Here is a 21,595-nt window from a genome sequence, read left to right as displayed (position 1 = left end):
CCGCGGTCGGGCGTGTCGCGCGCTGAACCAGACTGATTCCCTATTAAAAGGTCATTTGCCTTGGCTCAACGGGCATCACGCCCGATCACAGGAGCTTCACGTCAGAGGCCCGAAGACCCCCCACGCCACGCGGCGGCACACCCGGTGCAACTTGAACTGCTCTGGGCGCGACCGCTCGCAACGCAACCTGTTCATTATGCCGTATCGGGTACGGCATTGTGAAATCAGGGTGCCGGGGCTCACTAAAACAGGCCCGACCTGCGTACACGTAAAGTGCGGGCGCCCCGCCCGAGAGCGGGGCGCCCGCCTAGATCACTTGGTGATCTTGGTGACTCGGCCGGCACCGACCGTGCGGCCACCCTCGCGGATCGCGAAGCGGAGGGTCTCCTCCATGGCGATCGGCTGGATGAGCTTCACGGACATCTCGACGTTGTCGCCGGGCATGACCATCTCGGTGCCCTCGGGCAGCGTGACGACACCGGTGACGTCGGTGGTGCGGAAGTAGAACTGCGGCCGGTAGTTCTGGAAGAACGGGGTGTGACGGCCACCCTCCTCCTTGGAGAGGATGTAGACCGACGCCTCGAACTCCGTGTGCGGGGTGGTCGTGCCGGGCTTGACCACGACCATGCCGCGCTCGACGTCCTCGCGCTTGATGCCACGCAGCAGCAGACCGACGTTCTCACCCGCGCGGGCCTCGTCGAGCAGCTTGCGGAACATCTCGATGCCGGTGCAGGTGGTCTTCATCGACTTCTCGCGAATACCGACGATCTCGACCTCCTCGTTCGGCTTGAGGATGCCGCGCTCGGCGCGACCGGTGACGACGGTGCCACGACCGGTGATCGTGAAAACGTCCTCGATCGGCATGAGGAACGGCTTGTCGACCTCACGCTCGGGCTGCGGGATCGCGGAGTCGACCGCGTCCATCAGGCCCATGAGCGCCTCGGACCACTTCGGGTCGCCCTCGAGCGCCTTCAGCGCGGAGACCCGCACGACCGGCAGGTCGTCACCCGGGTACTCCTGGTTCGACAGCAGCTCGCGGATCTCGAGCTCGACCAGCTCCAGCAGCTCCTCATCGTCAACCATGTCGCTCTTGTTGAGCGCCACGACGATGTAGGGCACGCCGACCTGGCGGGCCAGCAGCACGTGCTCGCGGGTCTGCGGCATCGGGCCGTCGGTGGCGGCGACCACCAGGATGGCGCCGTCCATCTGGGCGGCACCGGTGATCATGTTCTTGATGTAGTCAGCGTGACCCGGGCAGTCAACGTGCGCGTAGTGCCGGTTCTCCGTCTGGTACTCGACGTGCGCGATGGAGATCGTGATACCACGAGCCTTCTCCTCCGGCGCCTTGTCGATCTCGTCGAACGGGGTGTACGGGTTGAGTGCCGGGAACTTGTCGTGCAGGACCTTAGTGATGGCCGCCGTCAGCGTCGTCTTACCGTGGTCGATGTGACCAATGGTGCCGATGTTGACGTGCGGCTTAGTCCGCTCGAACTTCGCCTTCGCCACTGGTGTCCTCCTGTGGACTGTTGGTTCGTTCGCCCGACGGCGCCGACTGGCGCTTAGGACCTTTGCCCGCCGGGGTCGCCGGCGCTTCCTTGCTGTGCTGAGACCTGGAGAACTCAGCCGTGGTGAGGCCGGCTCGCGCCGACCTCACCACCGCGGTCACTCTCCGGTGGCCTTAGCGATGATCTCCTTCGCCACGTTCGCGGGAACCTCGGCGTAGGAGTCGAATACCATGCTGTAGCTAGCCCGGCCCTGCGTCTTCGACCGCAGGTCGCCGACGTAGCCGAACATCTCCGACAGCGGCACCAGAGCGCGCACGACGCGGGCGCCGCTACGCTCCTCCATCGCCTGGATGATGCCACGGCGGGAGTTCAGGTCGCCGATGACGTCACCCATGTTGTCCTCGGGGGTGACGACCTCGACTGCCATCATCGGCTCGAGGATCGCCGGGTCGGCCTTGCGGGCCGCTTCCTTCAGCGCCATCGAACCGGCGATCTTGAACGCCATTTCCGACGAGTCGACCTCGTGGTACTTACCGTCGAGCAGCGTCAGCTTGACACCGACCAGCGGGTACCCGGCCAGCACGCCGTACTGCATCGCGTCCTGGGCACCGGCGTCGATCGAAGGGATGTACTCCTTCGGGATGCGGCCACCGGTGACGGCGTTGACGAACTCGTACTGCGCCGGGGCGTCCAGCGGCAGCGGCGAGAGGCCGATGATGACGCTCGCGTACTGACCCGAGCCACCAGTCTGCTTCTTGTGGGTGAACTCGAGCTTGTCCACCGTGCGGCGGATCGTCTCGCGGTACGCCACCTGCGGCTTGCCGACGTTGGCCTCGACGTTGAACTCGCGCTTCATGCGGTCGACGAGGATCTCCAGGTGGAGCTCGCCCATGCCGGAGATGACCGTCTGACCGGTCTCCTCGTCCAGCTTCACGCGGAAGGTCGGGTCCTCCTCGGCGAGCTTCTGGATGGCGACACCCAGCTTCTCCTGGTCGGCCTTCGTCTTCGGCTCGATCGCCACCGAGATGACCGGGTCCGGGAAGGTCATGGACTCCAGGATCACCGGGTGCGCCGGGTCGGACAGCGTGTCACCGGTGGTGGTCTGCTTGAGACCCTGCACGGCGATGATGTCGCCCGCGAACGCCTGGGGGCGCTCCTCGCGCTTGTTGGCGTGCATCTGGTAGATCTTCCCGACCCGCTCCTTGCGGTCCTTGGTCGAGTTGATCACCGCGGTGCCCGAGTCGAGCGTGCCCGAGTAGACGCGCACGTAGGTCAGCTTGCCCAGGTGCTTGTCAGTCTGGATCTTGAAGGCGAGGCCGGAGAACGGCTCGCTCGAGTCGGCGTGCCGCTCGGCCGGGGTCTCCCCGTCCATCAGCGTGCCGTCGATGGCCGGGATGTCCAGCGGCGACGGCAGGAAGTCGACGACCGCGTCCAGCATCGGCTGCACGCCCTTGTTCTTGAAGGCGGAGCCGCAGACGACCGGGTTCAGCTTGCCGGCGATCGTGGCGCGACGGATCGCGGCCTTGAGCTCGTCGACGGTGAACTCGCCACCCTCGAGGTAGCTCTCCATGATCGCGTCGTCCGCCTCGGACAGGGTCTCGAGCAGCTTGGTACGCCACTCGTCGGCCTGCTCGACGAGGTTCGCCGGGATCTCCTCGATCGCGTAGTCCTCACCCTTCTGGGTCTCGCCGCGCCAGGTCAGCGCGCGCATGCCCAGCAGGTCCACGACACCGATGTGGTCGCCCTCGAGACCGATCGGGATCTGCAGCACCAGCGGGGTGGCGTTGAGACGGGTGATCATCATGTCGACGCAGCGGAAGAAGTCCGCACCGGTGCGGTCCAGCTTGTTGACGAAGCACATACGCGGCACGTTGTACTTGTCGGCCTGGCGCCACACGTTCTCGGTCTGCGGCTCCACACCGGCGACACCGTCGTAGACCGCGACGGCGCCGTCGAGCACGCGCAGCGAACGCTCCACCTCGACGGTGAAGTCGACGTGGCCGGGCGTGTCGATGATCTGGATCGTGTGGCCCTTCCACTCACACTTGGTGGCAGCGGAGGTGATGGTGATACCACGCTCCTGCTCCTGCTCCATCCAGTCCATGACGGCAGCGCCCTCGTGAACCTCACCGATCTTGTGCGTGATACCGGTGTAGAACAGGATCCGCTCGGTGGTGGTGGTCTTACCGGCGTCGATGTGCGCCATGATGCCGATGTTGCGGGTCTTGGCGAGGGCGGCGTCTACGGCGGCCACTTCACGATCCTTTCGGAGTGGGACTCAGTCCCGGAAAGTCAAGGTTGTGGAGCCGGAACCGACGGATCGGCCCGGCTCCACGTTGTTCACCAGCGGTAGTGCGCGAAGGCCTTGTTGGACTCGGCCATCTTGTGCGTGTCCTCGCGACGCTTGACAGCGGCGCCCAGACCGTTGCTGGCGTCGAGCAGCTCGTTCATGAGGCGCTCGATCATCGTCTTCTCGCGGCGAGCGCGGGAGTACGTCACCAGCCAGCGCAGACCCAGCGTGGTCGCGCGGACCGGGCGGACCTCCACCGGCACCTGGTAGGTCGCGCCACCGACACGGCGGCTGCGGACCTCGAGGGTCGGCTTCACGTTGTCCATGGCGCGCTTGAGCGTCACCACGGGGTCGGTGCCGGTCTTCTCGCGGCAGCCCTCGAGCGCGCCGTACACGACACGCTCGGCCAGCTGGCGCTTGCCGGCCAGCAGAATCTTGTTGACCAGCTGGGTGACCAGCGGCGAGTTGTACACCGGGTCAGCGGCCAGCGGCCGACGCGGAGCGGGGCCCTTACGAGGCATTACTTCTTCCCTTCCTTGACCAGCTTCGCGCCGTAGCGGCTACGCGCCTGCTTGCGGTTGCGGACACCCTGGGTGTCGAGCGAGCCGCGAATGATCTTGTAGCGCACGCCGGGCAGGTCCTTCACACGGCCGCCGCGGACGAGCACGATCGAGTGCTCCTGCAGGTTGTGGCCGACACCCGGGATGTACGCGGTGACCTCGATCTGGCTGCTCAGCTTGACGCGAGCGACCTTCCGCAGTGCCGAGTTCGGCTTCTTGGGCGTCGTGGTGTACACACGCGTGCACACACCGCGCCGCTGGGGGCTCCCCTTCAGCGCCGGCGTCTTGGTCTTGCTCGTCTTCGCCTGGCGGCCCTTGCGGACCAGCTGCTGGATTGTGGGCACCGGTGTTCTCCGCTCCCTTTTGCTTCCTCTCCGTGGCTTCCCGCCGCGGAAACTTATGTGTGGCCGTGGCCGCGAATGCGGCCCGAACTGCTGCGATCGGCGCTGTCTCGGAGTGATCCGCGACAAGTGCCGACCCCCGCGGTCGGGCGTGTCGTCCGGCGCACGGGCCCGGCGGCTCGATTTCTCGAGCTGTCGGAGTCTGTCGTTGTCGTGGTGCTACGGGCCGTCCGACCAGTGGTCGGACTTCGCCCGCGTCGGCGCACGCACGAGGGGCCCGGGCAAGCCCGGGCACGAGGGGAAAGAGTACCGAACCGATGGCCCACTGGTCAAAACGGGGTGACCCGACCCCTCGTCGATGCGAGGCAACCAGTCGTTCCGAGCGACCAGCCCGCCGTCAGTGCGAACTCCGACAGCCAGTCTACCTCTTCGATTCCCAGGGCCCGAACGGGATACCGCACCGTGAGGTAGCTCGCACCGGCAGACCCAGCGGCGAACGGCTGCGCAGCGCAGCGGAGCGGCCGCCGAGCCGGCTCAGCGGGAGCTGAGCACGATCGCGGTGAGCAGACCCACCGCGGCCAGCAGCAGGCCCACCGCGCCGCACACCAGGCCGGCGATCGCCACCCCGCGGCCGGTCATGTTGCCCGCCGCCAACCGGATCTGGCGCATCCCGAGCCAGCCGAGCAGCACACCCGCCGCGCCGAGCAGGATCGCCAGCGCCGCGAACGCGCCGGCGACCAGCCCGCCCCAGCCCTGCTGCGCGCCTGCCACGCCGAAGCACCACACCACCAGCGACACCAGGATCGAGCCGACCCCGACCACCAGCGCGCTGGCCGCCACGCCCGAGGCGGTCTTCGGCGCGCCCAGCACCGCCAACCCGTACGGCGTGCCCGGCACGACCTCGACCCGCACCGGCGGCGGGTAGTTCACCGGCTGCGGCCCGGTCACGGCCTGCGCGGCCGGCCCCGGCACCGAAGGGGGCTGCGGACCCGCCGGGACCGTCACCGGCCACTGCGGCTGCGGCACGGGCGGCTGCTGGCCCGACGGCACGGACGGCCACTGCGGCGCCGGAGGCTGCTGGTAGGTCACGCCGCCGATCCTGCCACGTCCCGGCCACCGCCCGCCCGCCGCCACCGACCGGCCCATGATCTGTTTTCGTGGACGCCGGACGCTGCTCTGGCAACCTCCAGCGTCCACAAGAACAGATCATGCGGGCGACAGCCGCCATCCACCGCAACGATCATGGAGTTGTGCTTACGCCACGCCGTCGAACCCTGCCTTAAGTTCATGATCAACCAGACGGGAGTAGTCCGAGGCCGGGGCGGGTCAGTCGACGGTGGGCGGGAAGTCCTGGGTGCCGAAGTGCACCCCGCGCAGGAACAGCCACACGGTCAGCGCGACCAGGCTCAGGCCGGCCAGTGCCAGGCCGAGCCAGGCCAGCCGCTCCGCCCAGCGCACCCGGCCCGCGCCGGTGCGCCAGCCCTCGCCCGTACGCAGCTCCTCGCGGGCCTGGCGGGCCAGGGCCAGGGCGATCGTGGCGGGCACGATCCCACCCACGGCCGGGCCGGTCACCGCGGCCAACAGGCCGAGCCCGAACGCGGCGGTGGCCTTGCTGTCGGCGACCGGCTCCGGATCGGCCGGATCCCGGTCGGCCCCGGACACGAAAACGGCGTCCCCCATGCCGTGTAAACGACACGGGGGACGCCGTGATCTCACTTCAAGCGATTACCGGTACGACCCGAAGTCGAAGTCGTCCAGCGGCACCGCGACACCCGACGCCGGGCCGAAGCCGTAGTCGGTCTCGCCGTACGAGGTCATCGAGTAGACCTTGGCCTTCGCCTCCTCGGTCGGCTCCACCCGGACGTTGCGGTACTTGCTGATGCCGGTACCCGCCGGGATGAGCTTGCCGATGATGACGTTCTCCTTGAGACCGATGAGCGAGTCACTGCGCGCGTTGATCGCCGCGTCGGTGAGCACCCGGGTGGTCTCCTGGAAGGAGGCCGCCGAGAGCCACGACTCGGTCGCCAGCGACGCCTTGGTGATACCCATCAGCACCGGACGGCCGGCCGCGGGCTCGCCGCCCTCGGAGACCAGGCGGCGGTTCTCGCCCTCGAACTGCGCACGGTCGACCAGCACACCCGGCAGGAACTCGGTCGCGCCGGAGTCGATGATCGTCACGCGCTTGAGCATCTGGCGAATGATGATCTCGATGTGCTTGTCGTGGATCATTACGCCCTGCGAGCGGTAGACCTCCTGGACCTCGTTGGTCAGGTGGACCTGGACCGCGCGCGGACCCATGATGCGCAGCAGCTCGTGCGGGTCGATGGTGCCCTCGGTGAGCTTCTCGCCGACCTCCACGTGCGAGCCGTCGTGCACCCGCAGCTTCACCCGGTTCGAGATCTTGTCGTGGACGATCTCCTCGCTGCCGTCGTCCGGCACGATGATGATCTTCTTCGACCGGTCGCCCGCCTCGATCCGGATGCGTCCCGGAGTGTCCGCGATCGGCGCCTTGCCCTTGGGCACGCGCGCCTCGAAGATCTCCTGGACACGCGGCAGACCCTGGGTGATGTCCTCACCCGAGGCCGCACCACCGGTGTGGAAGGTACGCATCGTCAGCTGGGTGCCGGGCTCACCGATCGACTGGGCCGCGATGATGCCGACGGCCTCGCCGACGTCCACCAGCTTGCCAGTCGGCAGCGAACGGCCGTAGCAGGCCGCGCAGACGCCCAGCTTGGACTCGCAGGTGAGCACGGACCGCACCCGCACGCCCTCGATGCCGGCCTTGACCAGCTTCTCGACGACGATCGAGTTGAGGTCGGTGCCACGGGCCGCGACGAGGTTGCCGGACGGGTCCGACATGTCCTCGGCCAGGGTGCGGGCGTGCGCGCCGGTCTCGGCGTGCTCGTGCACCGACAGCACACCGTCGTGACGCGTGCCGATCTGCATCGGGATCGCCCGGTCGGTGCCGCAGTCGTCCTCACGGATGATCACGTCCTGCGACACGTCCACCAGACGACGGGTCAGGTAACCCGAGTCGGCGGTACGCAGCGCGGTGTCGGCCAGACCCTTGCGGGCGCCGTGCGTGGAGATGAAGTACTCCAGCACGCTCAGGCCCTCGCGGTACGAGGACTTGATCGGCCGCGGGATGATCTCACCCTTCGGGTTTGCCACCAGGCCACGGATCGCCGCGATCTGGCGCAGCTGCAGCATGTTGCCTCGAGCGCCCGAGTGGATCATGCGCCACAGAGGGTTCTCCAGCGGCAGCGCCGTCTCGAGCTCCTTGGCCACCTCGTTGGTCGCCTTGGTCCACAGCTCGATCAGCTCGCCCCGGCGCTCCTCGGCGGTCATCAGACCACGCTGGTACTGCTTGTCGAAGCGCTCGGCCTCCTTCTCGTACCGCTCAAGGATCTGGCCCTTGCGCGGCGGCGAGATGACGTCCTCCATGCCGATGGTGACGCCGGACCAGGTGGCCCAGTGGAAGCCGGCCTCCTTGAGCGCGTCCAGCGTCGCCGCCAGGGCGACCTTCGGGTAGCGCTCGGCCAGGTCGTTCACGATGCCCGAGAGCTGGCCCTTGCGGACCTCGTGGTTGACGAAGCGGTAGCCCACCGGGAGGGTCTCGTTGAAGAGCACCCGGCCCAGCGTGGTGTCCAGGATGACCTGCTCGTTCGGCTCCCAGCCCTCGGGCGCCTCCCAGACCGGGCCGGCCGGCCCGTTGTCCACCGAGGTGATGCCCTTGAGCCGGATCCGCACGGGCGCCTGCAGGTGCAGCTCGCCGTTGTCGAAGGCCATCATCGCCTCGGCCTCGGAGCTGAACACGCGACCCTCGCCCAACATGTTGGGACGGGTGTGGGTCAGGTGGTACAGCCCGATGATCATGTCCTGGGTGGGCATGGTCACCGGCTTGCCGTCGGCCGGCTTGAGGATGTTGTTGCTGGACAGCATCAGGATGCGCGCCTCGGCCTGGGCCTCGGCGGACAGCGGCACGTGCACGGCCATCTGGTCACCGTCGAAGTCCGCGTTGAAGGCGGTGCAGACGAGCGGGTGGATCTGGATGGCCTTGCCCTCGACCAGCTGCGGCTCGAACGCCTGGATGCCCAGACGGTGCAGGGTGGGTGCACGGTTGAGCAGCACCGGGTGTTCGGTGATGACCTCTTCCAGCACGTCCCACACGACCGGACGCTGACGCTCGACCATGCGCTTGGCCGACTTGATGTTCTGGGCGTGGTTCAGGTCGACCAGCCGCTTCATCACGAACGGCTTGAACAGCTCCAGCGCCATCTGCTTGGGCAGACCGCACTGGTGCAGCTTCAGCCGCGGGCCGACGACGATGACGGAACGGCCCGAGTAGTCCACGCGCTTGCCGAGCAGGTTCTGACGGAACCGGCCCTGCTTGCCCTTGAGCATGTCGGACAGCGACTTGAGCGGGCGGTTGCCCGGACCCGTCACCGGCCGGCCACGGCGGCCGTTGTCGAACAGCGCGTCGACGGCCTCCTGCAGCATCCGCTTCTCGTTGTTCACGATGATCTCGGGCGCGCCGAGGTCGATCAGACGCTTGAGGCGGTTGTTGCGGTTGATGACCCGGCGGTACAGGTCGTTCAGGTCGGACGTCGCGAAGCGGCCACCGTCGAGCTGCACCATCGGGCGCAGGTCCGGCGGGATGACCGGGACGCAGTCCAGCACCATGCCCAGCGGCGAGTTTCCGGTGGCCAGGAACGCGGCCACGACCTTGAGCCGCTTGAGCGCGCGCAGCTTGCGCTGGCCCTTGCCCGAGCGGATGGTCTCGCGCAGGAACTCGGCCTCGGCCTCGAGGTCCATGTTCTGCACCAGGGCCTTGATGGCCTCGGCGCCCATGCCGCCGGTGAAGTACTCACCGAAGCGGTCGCGCAGCTCGCGGTAGAGCAGCTCGTCGGTGACCAGCTGCTTGGAGTCGAGCTTGCGGAACGTGTCCAGCACCTCGTCCAGGCGGTCGATCTCGCGCTGCGCCTTGTCGCGGATCTGGCGCATCTCGCGCTCGCCGGCCTCCTTGACCTTGCGGCGCACGTCCGCCTTGGCGCCCTCGGCCTCCAGCTCGGCCAGGTCGGCCTCGAGCTTGACCGCGCGCTTCTCGATCTCGGCGTCGCGGGCGTTCTCGGCCTGCCGCTTCTCGGCGAAGATCTCGTTCTCGATGGTGGTCATGTCGCGGTGACGCGCCTCGGCGTCCACGCTCGTGATCACGTACGAGGCGAAGTAAATGATCTTCTCAAGGTCCTTCGGGGCGAGGTCCAGCAGGTAACCCAGCCGGCTCGGCACGCCCTTGAAGTACCAGATGTGGGTGACCGCGGCGGCGAGCTCGATGTGGCCCATCCGCTCACGACGCACCTTGGAACGGGTCACCTCGACGCCGCAGCGCTCACAGACGATGCCCTTGAAGCGGACCCGCTTGTACTTGCCGCAGTAGCACTCCCAGTCCCGCTGAGGGCCGAAGATCTTCTCGCAGAAGAGTCCGTCCTTCTCGGGCTTCAGGGTGCGGTAGTTGATGGTCTCGGGCTTCTTGACCTCGCCGTGCGACCAGCGCCGGATGTCTTCAGCGCCCGCCAGGCCGATCCGAAGCTCATCGAAGAAGTTAACGTCGAGCACGTTGTATGTCCCTCTTTGCTCGTGTCTTCATCAGTGTCAGTTGATGGTGGAGGCGTCCTCCACACGCCGGAGCGCGCGGAGGACGCCTTTTACATCAGACTTCCTCGACGCTGCTCGGCTCCCGCCGGGACAGATCGATACCGAGCTCCTCCGCCGCCCGGAACACCTCGTCGTCGGTCTCGCGCATCTCCAGGGCAACCCCGTCGCTGGACAGCACCTCGACGTTCAGGCACAGCGACTGCAGTTCCTTGAGCAGCACCTTGAACGACTCGGGGATACCCGGCTCGGGGATGTTCTCGCCCTTGACGATGGCCTCGTAGACCTTCACGCGACCCAGCACGTCGTCGGACTTGATGGTCAGCAGCTCCTGCAGCGCGTAAGCCGCGCCGTAGGCCTGCATCGCCCAGCACTCCATCTCGCCGAACCGCTGGCCACCGAACTGCGCCTTACCACCCAGCGGCTGCTGCGTGATCATCGAGTACGGGCCGGTCGACCGAGCGTGAATCTTGTCGTCGACCAGGTGGTTCAGCTTCAGGATGTACATGTAGCCGACCGAGATCGGGTCCGGCAGCGGCTCACCCGAGCGGCCGTCGAACAGCTTGGCCTTGCCCGACTCGCCGATCAGCTGGGTGCCGTCGCGGTTGGGCAGGGTGCTGCCGAGCAGACCGGCGATCTCGTCGTCGTGCGCGCCGTCGAAGACCGGGGTGGCCACGTTCGTGTTGGCCTCGGCCTCGTGCGCGCCGATCGAGCGCAGCGCCTTCTTCCACTCGGCGTCGTCGCCCGAGACCTTCCAGCCGGTCTTCGCGACCCAGCCCAGGTGGACCTCGAGAACCTGGCCGATGTTCATTCGACCGGGCACGCCCAGCGGGTTGAGCACGATGTCGACGGGCGTGCCGTCCTCAAGGAACGGCATGTCCTCGACCGGAAGGATCTTGGAGATGACACCCTTGTTGCCGTGGCGGCCGGCGAGCTTGTCACCGTCCTGGATCTTGCGCTTCTGGGCCACGTACACCCGGACCAGCTCGTTGACGCCCGGGGGCAGCTCGTCGCCGTCCTCGCGGGAGAACGTGCGCACACCGATGACCGTGCCGGTCTCGCCGTGCGGCACCTTCAGCGAGGTGTCACGGACCTCGCGCGCCTTCTCACCGAAGATCGCGCGGAGCAGCCGCTCCTCCGGGGTCAGCTCGGTCTCGCCCTTGGGCGTGACCTTGCCGACCAGGATGTCGCCCGGCACGACCTCGGCGCCGATCCGGATGATGCCCCGCTCGTCCAGGTCCGCCAGCATCTCTTCGCTGACGTTCGGGATGTCGCGGGTGATCTCCTCCGGGCCCAGCTTGGTGTCGCGGGCGTCGACCTCGTGCTCCTCGATGTGGATCGAGGTGAGCACGTCCTCCTGCACCAGGCGCTGGGACAGGATGATCGCGTCCTCGTAGTTGTGGCCCTCCCACGGCATGAAGGCGACCAGCAGGTTGCGGCCGAGCGCCATCTCACCGTTGTCGGTGCAGGGGCCGTCGGCGATGACCTGACCGGCCTCGACGCGGGCGCCCTCCGGGACCACCGGCTTCTGGTTCACGCACGAGCCCGAGTTGGACCGGCGGAACTTGTGCAGCAGGTAGGTCCGGCGGAAGCCGTCGTCCTGGTGCACGGTGATGTAGTCCGCGCACAGGTCCTCGACCACGCCGCCGACCTCGGCCACGACCACGTCGCCGGCGTCGGTCGCGGCACGGTACTCCATACCAGTGCCGACCAGCGGGGCCTCGGCCTTGACCAGCGGCACCGCCTGACGCTGCATGTTCGCGCCCATGAGGGCACGGTTGGCGTCGTCGTGCTCGAGGAACGGGATCATCGCGGTCGCGACGGACACCATCTGCCGCGGCGACACGTCCATGTAGTCGACCTGTGCCGGCGGCACGTAGTCGACCTCACCGCCCTTACGGCGGACCAGGACGCGGTCCTCGGCGAACGAGCCGTCACCCATCAGCACGGCGTTCGCCTGCGCCTTGATGTAACGGTCCTCCTCGTCCGCGGTCAGGTAGTCGATCTGGTCGGTGACCCGGCCCTCGACGACCTTGCGGTACGGCGTCTCGACGAAACCGAACGGGTTGACCCGCGCGAACGTCGACAGCGCGCCGATCAGACCGATGTTCGGGCCTTCCGGCGTCTCGATCGGGCACATCCGGCCGTAGTGCGACGGGTGCACGTCACGGACCTCGAAGCCGGCGCGGTCACGCGACAGACCACCCGGGCCGAGCGCCGACAGGCGGCGGCGGTGGGTCAGACCCGCGAGCGGGTTGGTCTGGTCCATGAACTGCGACAGCTGCGACGTGCCGAAGAACTCCTTGATCGCAGCCACCACGGGGCGGATGTTGATCAGGGTCTGCGGCGTGATCGCCTCGACGTCCTGCGTGGTCATGCGCTCACGCACGACGCGCTCCATGCGGGAGAGACCGACCCGAACCTGGTTCTGGATCAGCTCGCCGACGGTGCGCAGGCGACGGTTGCCGAAGTGGTCGATGTCGTCGGCCTCGTAGCCCTCCTCGCCCGCGTGCAGGCGGGCCAGGTACTCCACGGTGGCGACGATGTCGTCCTCGGTCAGCGTCCCCGTCGTGATCGGGATCTCGAGCTCGAGCTTCTTGTTGAACTTGTAACGACCGACCTTGGCGACGTCGTACCGCTTCGGGTTGAAGAAGAGGTTGTCGAGCAGGGTCTGGGCGTTCTCGCGCGTCGGCGGCTCGCCAGGGCGCAGCTTGCGGTAGATGTCGAGAAGGGCCTCGTCCTGACCGGCGATGTGGTCCTTCTCGAGGGTGGTCATCAGCAACTCGGACCACGCGAAGCGCTCGCGGATCTGGTCGTTGGTCCAACCGATCGCCTTCAGCAGGACGGTGACGGCCTGCCGGCGCTTGCGGTCGATACGCACACCGACCGTGTCGCGCTTGTCGATGTCGAACTCCAGCCAGGCGCCCCGGCTGGGGATGACCTTGACGCTGGAGAGATCGCGGTCGGAGGTCTTGTCCGGCTCCTTGGAGAAGTACACGCCAGGAGAGCGGACAAGCTGGCTGACGACGATGCGCTCCGTGCCGTTGATGATGAAGGTGCCCTTCGGCGTCATCATCGGGAAGTCACCCATGAACACGGTCTGGCTCTTGATCTCGCCAGTCGAGTTGTTGGTGAACTCCGCGGTCACGAACAGCGGCGCGCAGTAGGTGAGGTCCTTCTCCTTGCACTCCTCGATGGAGGCCTTGACCTCGTCGAAGCGCGGGTCGGAGAAGCTGAGCGACATGGTGCCGGAGAAGTCCTCGATCGGGCTGATCTCTTCGAGGATCTCCGCGAGTCCCGAACGGGCGTCTGCGAGAGCCGACGAACGGGACTGCCAGGACTCATTGCCGACAAGCCAGTCAAAAGACTCGGTTTGGATAGCGAGCAGATTGGGTACTTCGAGGTGTTCGGTGATCCTGCCGAAGGAGATCCGGCGGGGAGCGAACGCGCTCGACGATCGACTGGTCTTCGCAGGGCGGGAGGCTGCCAAGATACGTCCTTCCGAGGACCGGTGGTGCAACGGCCGTTACGCGAGCAACCCGACAACCCCTGGTCCAGAGCCGACGTCAAAAGACATCCGGCATTCCGGGCAGGGGGAAAGTCGAAGGGCAGCGCAAACTAGCACTGTAGCAGAAGCACCGACCGCTGTCGAGTCCCCACGGCAGGCTTCCGCAGAACGTGTCCTGGACCACCTTCAGATCGGTGTCAACCACGCTCTGTACCCTGCCCGCTACGTACTCGGAAGGTCGTACTGAAGAAAGACTGCCTGGCGTCGTCGTTCACGTCAAGACCCGGCGACGGGTTCCAGTGTCCAACACTGCGTCAACTTCGCATCACTACGCGTTTGCCCAGCATGCGTGAGGGGCGGGCACCCACTGGATGCCCGCCCCTCGATGCGGTCACGCTCCTGGCGTAATGCCGGGCGCGACCTCAGATCACTTGAGGGTGACCTTGGCGCCCTCGGCCTCGAGCTTGGCCTTGGCCTTCTCGGCGGTCTCCTTGTTGGCCTTCTCGAGGATGGCCTTCGGCGCGGCCTCGACCACGTCCTTGGCCTCCTTCAGGCCCAGGCCGGTCAGCTCGCGCACGACCTTGATGACCTGGATCTTCTTGCCACCGTCGGACTCGAGGACGACGTCGAACTCGTCCTTCTCCTCGACCTCGGCGGGCGCGCCGCCGACCGGGCCGGCGGCCGCGACGGCGACCGGGGCGGCAGCCTTCACGTCGAAGGTGGTCTCGAACTCCTTCACGAACTCGGAGAGCTCGATCAGGGTCATCTCCTTGAAGGCCTCGAGGAGCTCGGTGCTGCTCAGCTTCGCCATGTCAGGCGTCCTTTCGTAACGGGTCTACATGCCGCGGCAGGGAGCCGCGAGCTGGATGGTTCGGACGACGTCGACGCCGATCAGGCGTCGGCGCCCTCCTTCTCGCGCTTGTCCTGCAGGGCAGCGACCGTGCGAACGGCCTGCGCCAGCGGGGCCTGGAAGAGCGCCGCGGCGTTGCCCATGCTTGCCTTCATCGCGCCGGCCAGCTTGGCCAGCAGCACCTCGCGGGACTCGAGGTCGGCGAGCTTGGCGACATCGGCCGCCGTGATCGCCTTGCCCTCGAAGACGCCGCCCTTGATGACGAGCAGCGGGTTCGCCTTCGCGAACTCCTTCAGGCCCTTCGCCGCCTCGACGACATCGCCGGAGACGAAGGCGAGCGCGGTAGGACCGGTGAACAGAGCGTCGAGACCGGTCAGACCGGCGTCGGTCGCGGCGCGCTTGGCAAGCGTGTTCTTGGCAACGGTGTACTCGGCACCGCCCAGCGAACGACGCAGCTCGGTCAGCTGCTTCACGGTCAGGCCGCGGTACTCGGTGAGCACCGTGGCGTTCGACTCGCGGAAGCGCTCGGTGAGCTCCGCAACATTGCCGGCCTTGTCGGCACGGATCTTGTCCGCCATGTCCCCTCCTCTCTCGTACTCCAGGCTGGTCTCACGGACCCGGCGTTCGACAGAAGCGGACAAACAAAACGCCCCGGCGCAGGGCGCACGGGGCTTCGCACGGCACAGGGCCGTCAGGCTCACCGTTCTTCCCTGCGCGGGCCGCCCGTGGGTCCGCTCGTTGCCGAGCGACGGGGCCTTCGATCGTCTCCGGATGACTCCGGATCAGATGACCAGCGGTCTTTGGGTGGAACTGTTGACAGGAACGATACGTGACCTGGTGGACGCCCGCCAAATCGGGGTCGTGTGACCTATCTTGTATCAATCAATTGACACAAGGCGTAGCGATGCCGTTCACTTGTATCACTTGCTTGATACAACGGGAGGTCAATATGAACGGAGCCGCCTACGTGCGGTCGGCCGGGGTCGTCCTGGGCGGGGCGCTGAGCTTCACGGTGGCCAACAGTTCCCTGATCCCGCTCGCCGTGCCCCTGTTCGCGGTGTTCGTGCTGGCCGGGGTCGCCGTCAGCGAGCTGATGTCACCCCGGCCGTCCCGGTCGGGACAGCCGACGGCACAGCTCGCCGCTCGCGACGTCGACGCGTACCTGCCGCCCGGGGCCCGGGCACACCTGCGCTGGCTCGGCCTGGCGGTGCTGGTGGCAGTGCCGCCGATCGCGGTGCAGATCGGCGCGAACCCGCTCGCCCTGGCCGGGCAGTTCGGCGGCCGCGAAGCCATGCTGCGCCTGGCGCCCACCGCCGCGATCCTCGCCTGCTGGTGCCTGCTCGCCCGGCATCTGCTCCGCCGTATCGCCGAGGCCGGTCATGCCGGGCTGGACCCGCAGCACCTCGTCGCGGACGAGGCGTGGCGGCGGCGGGCGTCCCGGCTGGTGCTCGGCACCACCGGCGTGCTGCTGTCCGGCACCCTGGCCGGCGCGATGTTCTACTACAGCCAGCGCGCCTGGCTGGTGTTCGTCGGCGGCTGGGGCTGGTGGATGTTCGTCCTGCTCACCCTCGGCCTCACCGCGTTCCTGGTGTTCGCGCACTATCTGCACCTGCTGATCCACCCGGGCCCGTCAGGCGTGGTGAGCGCCGTCGCGCGGCAGCAGGAGCCGGCCGAGGCCGTGGCGTGATCCCCACGATCACCATCTGGCCGGGTCCCGTGCCGCCCTATGAACAGATCCGGGCACAGGTCGAAGCGCTGATCAACGGCGGACTGCTGGCACCCGGCCACCGTCTGCCGCCGATCCGGCAGCTCGCCGCGGACCTGGGCCTCGCCACCGGCACCGTGGCCCGCGCCTACCAGGAACTGGAGTCGGCCGGGCTGGTGACCACGCGGCGCGCGGCGGGCACGGTGGTCGCCGCACGAGCCCCTGCACCGCCGACGGACCGACGGGGGCCGCTGGCACAGGCGGCACACGGCTACACCACCACCGCCCTCACCCTCGGCGCAGACCTCGACGAGGCCCTCGCCGCGATCCGCGCAGCCTGGCCCAGCCCTTGACCCGGCTGGCCCGGCTGGGCGGCTGGGCGGCTGGGCGGCTGGGCGGCTGGGCGGCTGGGCGGCTGGGAATGATCGCTGTTTCCGGTAGGAAAGTGCGGTTGAGCCACGCTTTCTGACCCGAACCAGCGATCATCGCCGGCGGCCATGTTGGGAAGGGCACCTTCCTCTACGTATAGCGATAAGAAGGTGCCCTTCCTTCGTCTCGAAGGGGTGCGCTTGCTCGGGGAATGCGGAAGGCCCCGCTCGCGGGTGCGGGCGGGGCCTTCGGCGTGGAGTGGCGAGGCGGATCAGGCCTCGGGGTTCTCCTGGATGTTGCGGGTCACGTTGGGGTCGACCGGGATGCCCGGGCCCATCGTGGTGGTCACGAAGACCTTCTTCAGGTACTTGCCCTTGGACGCCGACGGCTTGGACCGCAGCACCTCCTCCAGCACCGCGGCGTAGTTGTCGACCAGCTGCTCAGCAGTGAACGACGCCTTACCGATGATCAGGTGCAGGTTCGAGTGCTTGTCCACGCGGAAGGTGATCTTTCCGCCCTTGATGTCGGAGACCGCCTTGGCGATGTCCATGGTGACCGTGCCGGTCTTCGGGTTCGGCATGAGGCCGCGCGGGCCCAGGATCCGCGCGATCCGACCGATCTTGGCCATCTGGTCCGGCGTCGCGATCGCGGCGTCGAAGTCCAGCCAGCCTTCCTGAATGCGAGCCACCAGCTCGTCGGTCCCGACGGCGTCGGCGCCGGCGGCGGTCGCCTCGGCGGCCTTCTCGCCGGAGGCGAAGACGATCACGCGGGCGGTCTTACCGGTGCCGTGCGGCAGGTTGACCACGCCGCGAACCATCTGGTCCGCCTTGCGCGGGTCGACGCCGAGGCGCATCGCGACCTCGACCGTGGCGTCGAACTTGACCTTGGTGGTGTCCTTCGCCAGCTTGATGGCCTCGACGGGGGTGTACAGCTTGTCCCGGTCGACCTTCTCAGCGGCAGTGTTGTAGCTCTTGCCGTGCTTCATTTCTCAGATCTCCTGTGGTTGTGTCGAGCCCTTCCGGGCCCTCCCACGAAACATCGAACCGTCAGGCGGCGGACGCCGCGTGCGGCGTTCAGTCCTTGACGGTGATGCCCATCGACCGGGCGGTGCCGGCGATGATGCGCTCGGCCATGTCCAGGTCGTTGGCGTTCAGGTCGGACATCTTCTTCTCGGCGATCTCGCGCACCTGGGCGCGGGTAACCGAACCGACCTTGGTGGTGTGCGGCACGCCGGAGCCCTTGGCGACACCGGCGGCCTTGATCAGGAGTCGGGCGGCCGGCGGCGTCTTCAGCACGAACGTGAACGAGCGGTCCTCGTACACGCTGATCTGTGCCGGGACGATGTCACCGCGCTGCGACTCGGTCTGGGCGTTGTACGCCTTGCAGAACTCCATGATGTTCACGCCGTGCTGACCCAGCGCGGGACCCACCGGCGGAGCCGGGGTGGCCTGGCCGGCCTTCAGCTGCAGCGTGAACGTCTTGACGAGTTTCTTCTTCGGAGGCATGTCTACTTCCTGGGACTTGTCGACCCGCCGTCTCGGCGGATCAGGGTGGTTTACACCGGACCGGCCGGTGCGTTCGCGCACACGGTCAGCGCGCGGCACAGGCCGGACGTTCTAGGTTAGCGCATACTCGTACGCGCCTATCCGGCGAGGTGGGACCTTCGCACCGGATGTGAGCTGCGACGCGGTAAAACGCCGCGCGGCGGGGCCCCGAGGGGCGCCCGCCGCGTGATCACGCTGTCATGCGGAGCTCGCTCCGCGACCTCAACTAGATCTTGGCGACCTGGTTGAAGTTCAGCTCGACCGGGGTCTCCCGACCGAAGATCGACACCAGCACCTTGAGCTTCTGCTGGTCGGCGTTGATCTCGGAGATCGTGGCCGGCAGCGAGGCGAACGCGCCGTCGGTGACGGTGACCGAGTCGCCGACCTCGAAGTCCAGCACCCGGATCTCGGCCTTGGCCTTCTTCTGGCCGGCGCCGGGCGCCTCGACCGCGGGCAGCAGCCACTTCAGCACCTCGTCGAGGCTCAGCGGCGCCGGGCGGTCGGCCCGGTCCGTCGCGCCGACGAAGCCGGTCACACCCGGAGTGTTGCGCACGCACGAGTACGACTCGGGCGTGAGGTCCATCCGGACCAGCAGGTAACCGGGGAAGACCTTGCTCTGCACCTGGGTGCGCTTGCCGTTCTTGACCTCGACCTCTTCACGGGTCGGCACCTCGACCTGGAAGATGAACTCCTCCATGTCGAGGCTCGTGATCCGGGTCTCGAGGTTGGTCTTGACCTTGTTCTCGTATCCGGCGTAGGAGTGCACGACGTACCAGTCGCCGGGCGCGAACCGCAGCTTCTGGCGCAGCTCCGCGGCCGGGTCGAACTCGTCGTCAGCGGGTGCCGTCTCAAGCGTCGGCTCGTCGGTCACCGCGACCGCGGAGGTCACCTCGGTGTCTTCCGTCTGGGCCGTCTCGTCGTACTCAGGCACGTAGCCGCTCACTTCCGTAGTTTGTGTTACTTCGCTTCGCCGAAGACGAACAGCACGCCCCGGGCGTAGGCGAGATCCAGCAGCGTCACGATGGCCATCATGAACGTCACGAAGATCAGGACTACCGCGGTGTACGTCAGCAGCTCGTTGCGCGTCGGCCAGATGACCTTACGCAGCTCGGCGACGATCTCACGGACAAAACGTCCGATACGGCCGAAGAAGCCGACCTTCTCGGCCTTCTCCGTGCTCTTGACCGCGCGCGAACCCTTGCCGTCGGTCACCTTGCGCGACTTGGTCGCGGTGCCACCGCCGGAGACGCCGGACTCGTCGTCGGAGGCGTCATCGTCGACAGCGTCGTCGAACACGTCGTCAACGTGCTCGGCCGCGGCGTCCTCGCCACGTCGGTTGCTCTCGGCCACTTCGCCCTACTTCCATCTCGCGGGGTGGTGTCAGAACCGTGAAGGGACACGATCCCGTGTGCCCGACGCAGTCGCACGAGGAGCACCTGTCACATCTGGCCCGCCCCCCAGACTGTGGGGGCCGATACGGGCCATACGACCATGGTCCACCAGCCGAGGACGTCGCGGAAGACATCCGGTGGGCCGATTCCCATGATCGCCCACCGCGGGCCGGTAGGCCAAAGCCGCAGGGGCGACAGGACTCGAACCTGCAACCTGCGGTTTTGGAGACCGCTGCGCTGCCAATTGCGCCACACCCCTGTGCGGGAAAGAGCACCCTGCCGAAGGCCGAAAACCACCGGCGGAGTTCACTAACCCCACGGCCGACCAGTGTACGGGTAGACAGGCGAGTGGGCCAACTGGCACTCCCTATTTTCTCTCGCCGCCGGTCGACCGCCCAGCCGAGCCTTCCTCAGATCTGCTTGACCACGACCCTGGCCTGCGCCAACACCTTCTCGCCGGCGCAGGTCGCGGTGAGGTCGAAGGTGACCAGTCCGTCCTCGGAGACGCCCTTGATCACCGCGGTGAACTCCACCTCGGTGCCCTCGTCGGTGTCCGGCACCGGCACCGGACGGGTGAATCTGACCCCGATGTCCAGCACCGCGTCGGCGGAGCCGACCCAGCCGGTCACGGCCCGGCCGGCCAGCGCCATGGTGTACATGCCGTGCGCGATCACCCCCGGCAGGCCCACGCCGACGGCGGTGCGCTCGCTCCAGTGGATCGGGTTGAAGTCGCCCGACGCGCCCGCGTAGCGGATCAGGTCGGCCCGGGTCACCCGGAACGTCTGCAGCGGCAGCTGCTGCCCCTTCTCGAACGCCATCTCACTCACCATGCCCTCGGACGACGAGCTTGCACACCACGGTCACCACGGGCTCGCCGGCCGGCGTGGCCAGCTCGGCGCGGGTGGTCAGGAAGTCGTGGCCGCCGCGGTGCGTGATGTCGTCGATGCTGCTGACGACCACCAGCTCATCCCCGGCGACGATCGGACGGCGGTAGGAGAAGCGCTGGTCGCCGTGGACCACGCGGGTGTAGTCCATACCCAGTTCCGGGTCGGTGACGATCTGCTCCATGGCGGCGAAGCTCAGCACTATCGGGAAGGTGGGCGGCGCCACCACGTCGCGGTAGCCGGCCTTCTGCGCGGCCTCCACGTCGTGGTACAGGGCGTCGTCGGCGCCGACGGCGGTGGCGAACTCCCTGATCTTCTCGCGGCCCACCTGGTAGGGCTCGGTCGGCGGATAGGTCCGACCGGTGAATGACTGGTCCAACGGCATACCGGTGAACCTATGCCAGCAGGGGGCGGCCCGATGGGCCGCCCCCTGCTGGGAACGTCTGCTGGACCGGAGAGGTCAGCGGGTCTCGCGGTGCGCGGTGTGCTTGCCGCAGCGCGGGCAGAACTTCTTCAGCTCAATCCGATCCGGGTCGTTACGCCGGTTCTTCTTGGTGATGTAGTTCCGCTCCTTGCAGTCCACGCACGCCATGGTGATCTTTGGACGTACGTCAGTCGCCTTGGCCACGGGAGTGCCTTTCTAGAACAAGCTGCTTTAGTTACCGGCATACCAAGATAGACGACGTCCATCCAGACATGCAAAAAGGGTCGCCGTGGCGATCCTTACACCGCGACCAGGGAATACCTCGCCGGTCTGCGATCTCGCGTTGACTGGCGACATGCGCCAGCGAATCAACACAACGTAGCGGTGGCCGGAATTGAACCGGCGACACAGCGATTATGAGCCGCTTGCTCTGCCATCTGAGCTACACCGCCGTGGCGGGCACTCCCGGTGGATGCACCGGGAGTCCGGTCGAGCCCCCTTACGGAATCGAACCGTAGACCTTCTCCTTACCATGGAGACGCTCTGCCGACTGAGCTAAGGGGGCGTGCTCG

General features: G+C 67.3%; 19 protein-coding genes and 3 tRNA genes. 2 read left to right on the top strand and 20 right to left on the bottom strand.

Annotated elements, in window-relative coordinates:
- Window positions 1-312: 312 nt before the first annotated feature.
- The 10 genes from tuf to rplJ form a co-directional block, all read right to left on the bottom strand.
- The gene (gene tuf, locus HAV39_RS38590; protein ID WP_120317144.1) at window positions 313-1,506 is read right to left on the bottom strand and encodes an elongation factor Tu; all 1,194 of its coding nucleotides are present in this window, start codon (window positions 1,504-1,506) and stop codon (window positions 313-315) included.
- Between the two features lie 156 nt (window positions 1,507-1,662).
- Complete coding sequence (fusA, locus tag HAV39_RS38585; RefSeq protein ID WP_191844075.1) at window positions 1,663-3,759, bottom strand: elongation factor G; 2,097 nt, start codon at window positions 3,757-3,759, stop codon at window positions 1,663-1,665.
- A gap of 86 nt (window positions 3,760-3,845) precedes the next feature.
- Entirely contained in the window at window positions 3,846-4,316 is a 471-nt protein-coding gene (gene rpsG / locus HAV39_RS38580; protein WP_120317146.1) for a 30S ribosomal protein S7, read from the bottom strand.
- Complete coding sequence (gene rpsL / locus HAV39_RS38575; protein ID WP_120317147.1) at window positions 4,316-4,699, bottom strand: 30S ribosomal protein S12; 384 nt, start codon at window positions 4,697-4,699, stop codon at window positions 4,316-4,318. The genes rpsG and rpsL overlap by 1 nt, the downstream gene beginning before the upstream one ends.
- Window positions 4,700-5,230: 531 nt before the next feature.
- Window positions 5,231-5,785 carry a hypothetical protein gene (locus HAV39_RS38570; RefSeq protein ID WP_239120610.1) on the bottom strand — a complete coding sequence of 185 codons (555 nt, stop codon included), beginning with the start codon at window positions 5,783-5,785 and terminating at the stop codon, window positions 5,231-5,233.
- 237 nt (window positions 5,786-6,022) lie between these two features.
- On the bottom strand, window positions 6,023-6,376 hold the full coding sequence (locus HAV39_RS38565) for a hypothetical protein (RefSeq protein ID WP_191844074.1): 354 nt from the start codon (window positions 6,374-6,376) through the stop codon (window positions 6,023-6,025).
- 45 nt (window positions 6,377-6,421) lie between these two features.
- Window positions 6,422-10,312 carry a DNA-directed RNA polymerase subunit beta' gene (locus tag HAV39_RS38560; RefSeq protein WP_120317149.1) on the bottom strand — a complete coding sequence of 1,297 codons (3,891 nt, stop codon included), beginning with the start codon at window positions 10,310-10,312 and terminating at the stop codon, window positions 6,422-6,424.
- A 94-nt stretch (window positions 10,313-10,406) separates the two neighbouring features.
- Window positions 10,407-13,838, bottom strand: a complete 3,432-nt coding sequence (rpoB, locus tag HAV39_RS38555; RefSeq protein ID WP_120317150.1) for a DNA-directed RNA polymerase subunit beta — start codon at window positions 13,836-13,838, stop codon at window positions 10,407-10,409.
- 445 nt (window positions 13,839-14,283) lie between these two features.
- A complete protein-coding gene (gene rplL / locus HAV39_RS38550; RefSeq protein ID WP_120317151.1) occupies window positions 14,284-14,667 on the bottom strand; it encodes a 50S ribosomal protein L7/L12 in 384 nt (127 codons plus the stop codon).
- Window positions 14,668-14,747: 80 nt separating this feature from the next.
- A complete protein-coding gene (gene rplJ / locus HAV39_RS38545; RefSeq protein WP_191844073.1) occupies window positions 14,748-15,284 on the bottom strand; it encodes a 50S ribosomal protein L10 in 537 nt (178 codons plus the stop codon).
- Between the two features lie 371 nt (window positions 15,285-15,655).
- Here rplJ and HAV39_RS38540 point away from each other — a divergent pair, with 371 nt between their 5' ends.
- Together HAV39_RS38540 and HAV39_RS38535 are read left to right on the top strand one after the other, a co-directional pair.
- Window positions 15,656-16,393, top strand: a complete 738-nt coding sequence (locus tag HAV39_RS38540; protein ID WP_191844072.1) for a hypothetical protein — start codon at window positions 15,656-15,658, stop codon at window positions 16,391-16,393.
- Window positions 16,390-16,764 carry a GntR family transcriptional regulator gene (locus HAV39_RS38535; RefSeq protein WP_239120609.1) on the top strand — a complete coding sequence of 125 codons (375 nt, stop codon included), beginning with the start codon at window positions 16,390-16,392 and terminating at the stop codon, window positions 16,762-16,764. Before HAV39_RS38540 ends, HAV39_RS38535 begins: the two co-directional genes overlap by 4 nt.
- A 287-nt stretch (window positions 16,765-17,051) precedes the next feature.
- On the opposite strand, the gene rplA is transcribed toward HAV39_RS38535, so the two are convergent.
- The 10 genes from rplA to HAV39_RS38485 form a co-directional block, all read right to left on the bottom strand.
- Window positions 17,052-17,765: a 50S ribosomal protein L1 gene (gene rplA, locus HAV39_RS38530; protein WP_191844071.1), complete on the bottom strand. Its 714-nt coding sequence runs from the start codon at window positions 17,763-17,765 to the stop codon at window positions 17,052-17,054.
- 88 nt (window positions 17,766-17,853) lie between these two features.
- Window positions 17,854-18,285: a 50S ribosomal protein L11 gene (rplK, locus tag HAV39_RS38525; RefSeq protein WP_120317156.1), complete on the bottom strand. Its 432-nt coding sequence runs from the start codon at window positions 18,283-18,285 to the stop codon at window positions 17,854-17,856.
- 265 nt (window positions 18,286-18,550) lie between these two features.
- On the bottom strand, window positions 18,551-19,255 hold the full coding sequence (gene nusG, locus HAV39_RS38520; protein ID WP_120321524.1) for a transcription termination/antitermination protein NusG: 705 nt from the start codon (window positions 19,253-19,255) through the stop codon (window positions 18,551-18,553).
- A 26-nt stretch (window positions 19,256-19,281) separates the two neighbouring features.
- Window positions 19,282-19,674 carry a preprotein translocase subunit SecE gene (gene secE / locus HAV39_RS38515; RefSeq protein WP_120317157.1) on the bottom strand — a complete coding sequence of 131 codons (393 nt, stop codon included), beginning with the start codon at window positions 19,672-19,674 and terminating at the stop codon, window positions 19,282-19,284.
- A gap of 227 nt (window positions 19,675-19,901) precedes the next feature.
- Window positions 19,902-19,974: transfer RNA gene (locus HAV39_RS38510), tRNA-Trp, on the bottom strand.
- 151 nt (window positions 19,975-20,125) lie between these two features.
- Complete coding sequence (locus HAV39_RS38505) at window positions 20,126-20,533, bottom strand: MaoC family dehydratase (RefSeq protein ID WP_191844070.1); 408 nt, start codon at window positions 20,531-20,533, stop codon at window positions 20,126-20,128.
- A gap of 1 nt (window position 20,534) precedes the next feature.
- The gene (locus HAV39_RS38500; RefSeq protein ID WP_191844069.1) at window positions 20,535-20,984 is read right to left on the bottom strand and encodes a MaoC family dehydratase N-terminal domain-containing protein; all 450 of its coding nucleotides are present in this window, start codon (window positions 20,982-20,984) and stop codon (window positions 20,535-20,537) included.
- A 75-nt stretch (window positions 20,985-21,059) separates the two neighbouring features.
- Window positions 21,060-21,227 (bottom strand): 50S ribosomal protein L33, encoded by a 168-nt coding sequence (rpmG, locus tag HAV39_RS38495; protein WP_018347744.1) that lies wholly within the window; start codon window positions 21,225-21,227, stop codon window positions 21,060-21,062.
- Between the two features lie 175 nt (window positions 21,228-21,402).
- A tRNA-Met gene (locus HAV39_RS38490) sits at window positions 21,403-21,475 on the bottom strand.
- Window positions 21,476-21,515: 40 nt separating this feature from the next.
- Window positions 21,516-21,588, bottom strand: a tRNA-Thr gene (locus HAV39_RS38485).
- Window positions 21,589-21,595 lie beyond the last annotated feature (7 nt).

Origin of the sequence: Catellatospora chokoriensis, assembly GCF_011297315.1 — a bacterium.
GTDB classification, from domain to species: Bacteria; Actinomycetota; Actinomycetes; order Mycobacteriales; family Micromonosporaceae; genus Catellatospora; species Catellatospora citrea.
The sequence above is the reverse complement of the archived record's forward strand: the minus strand, read 5'-3'. Positions and strand labels throughout refer to the sequence as shown.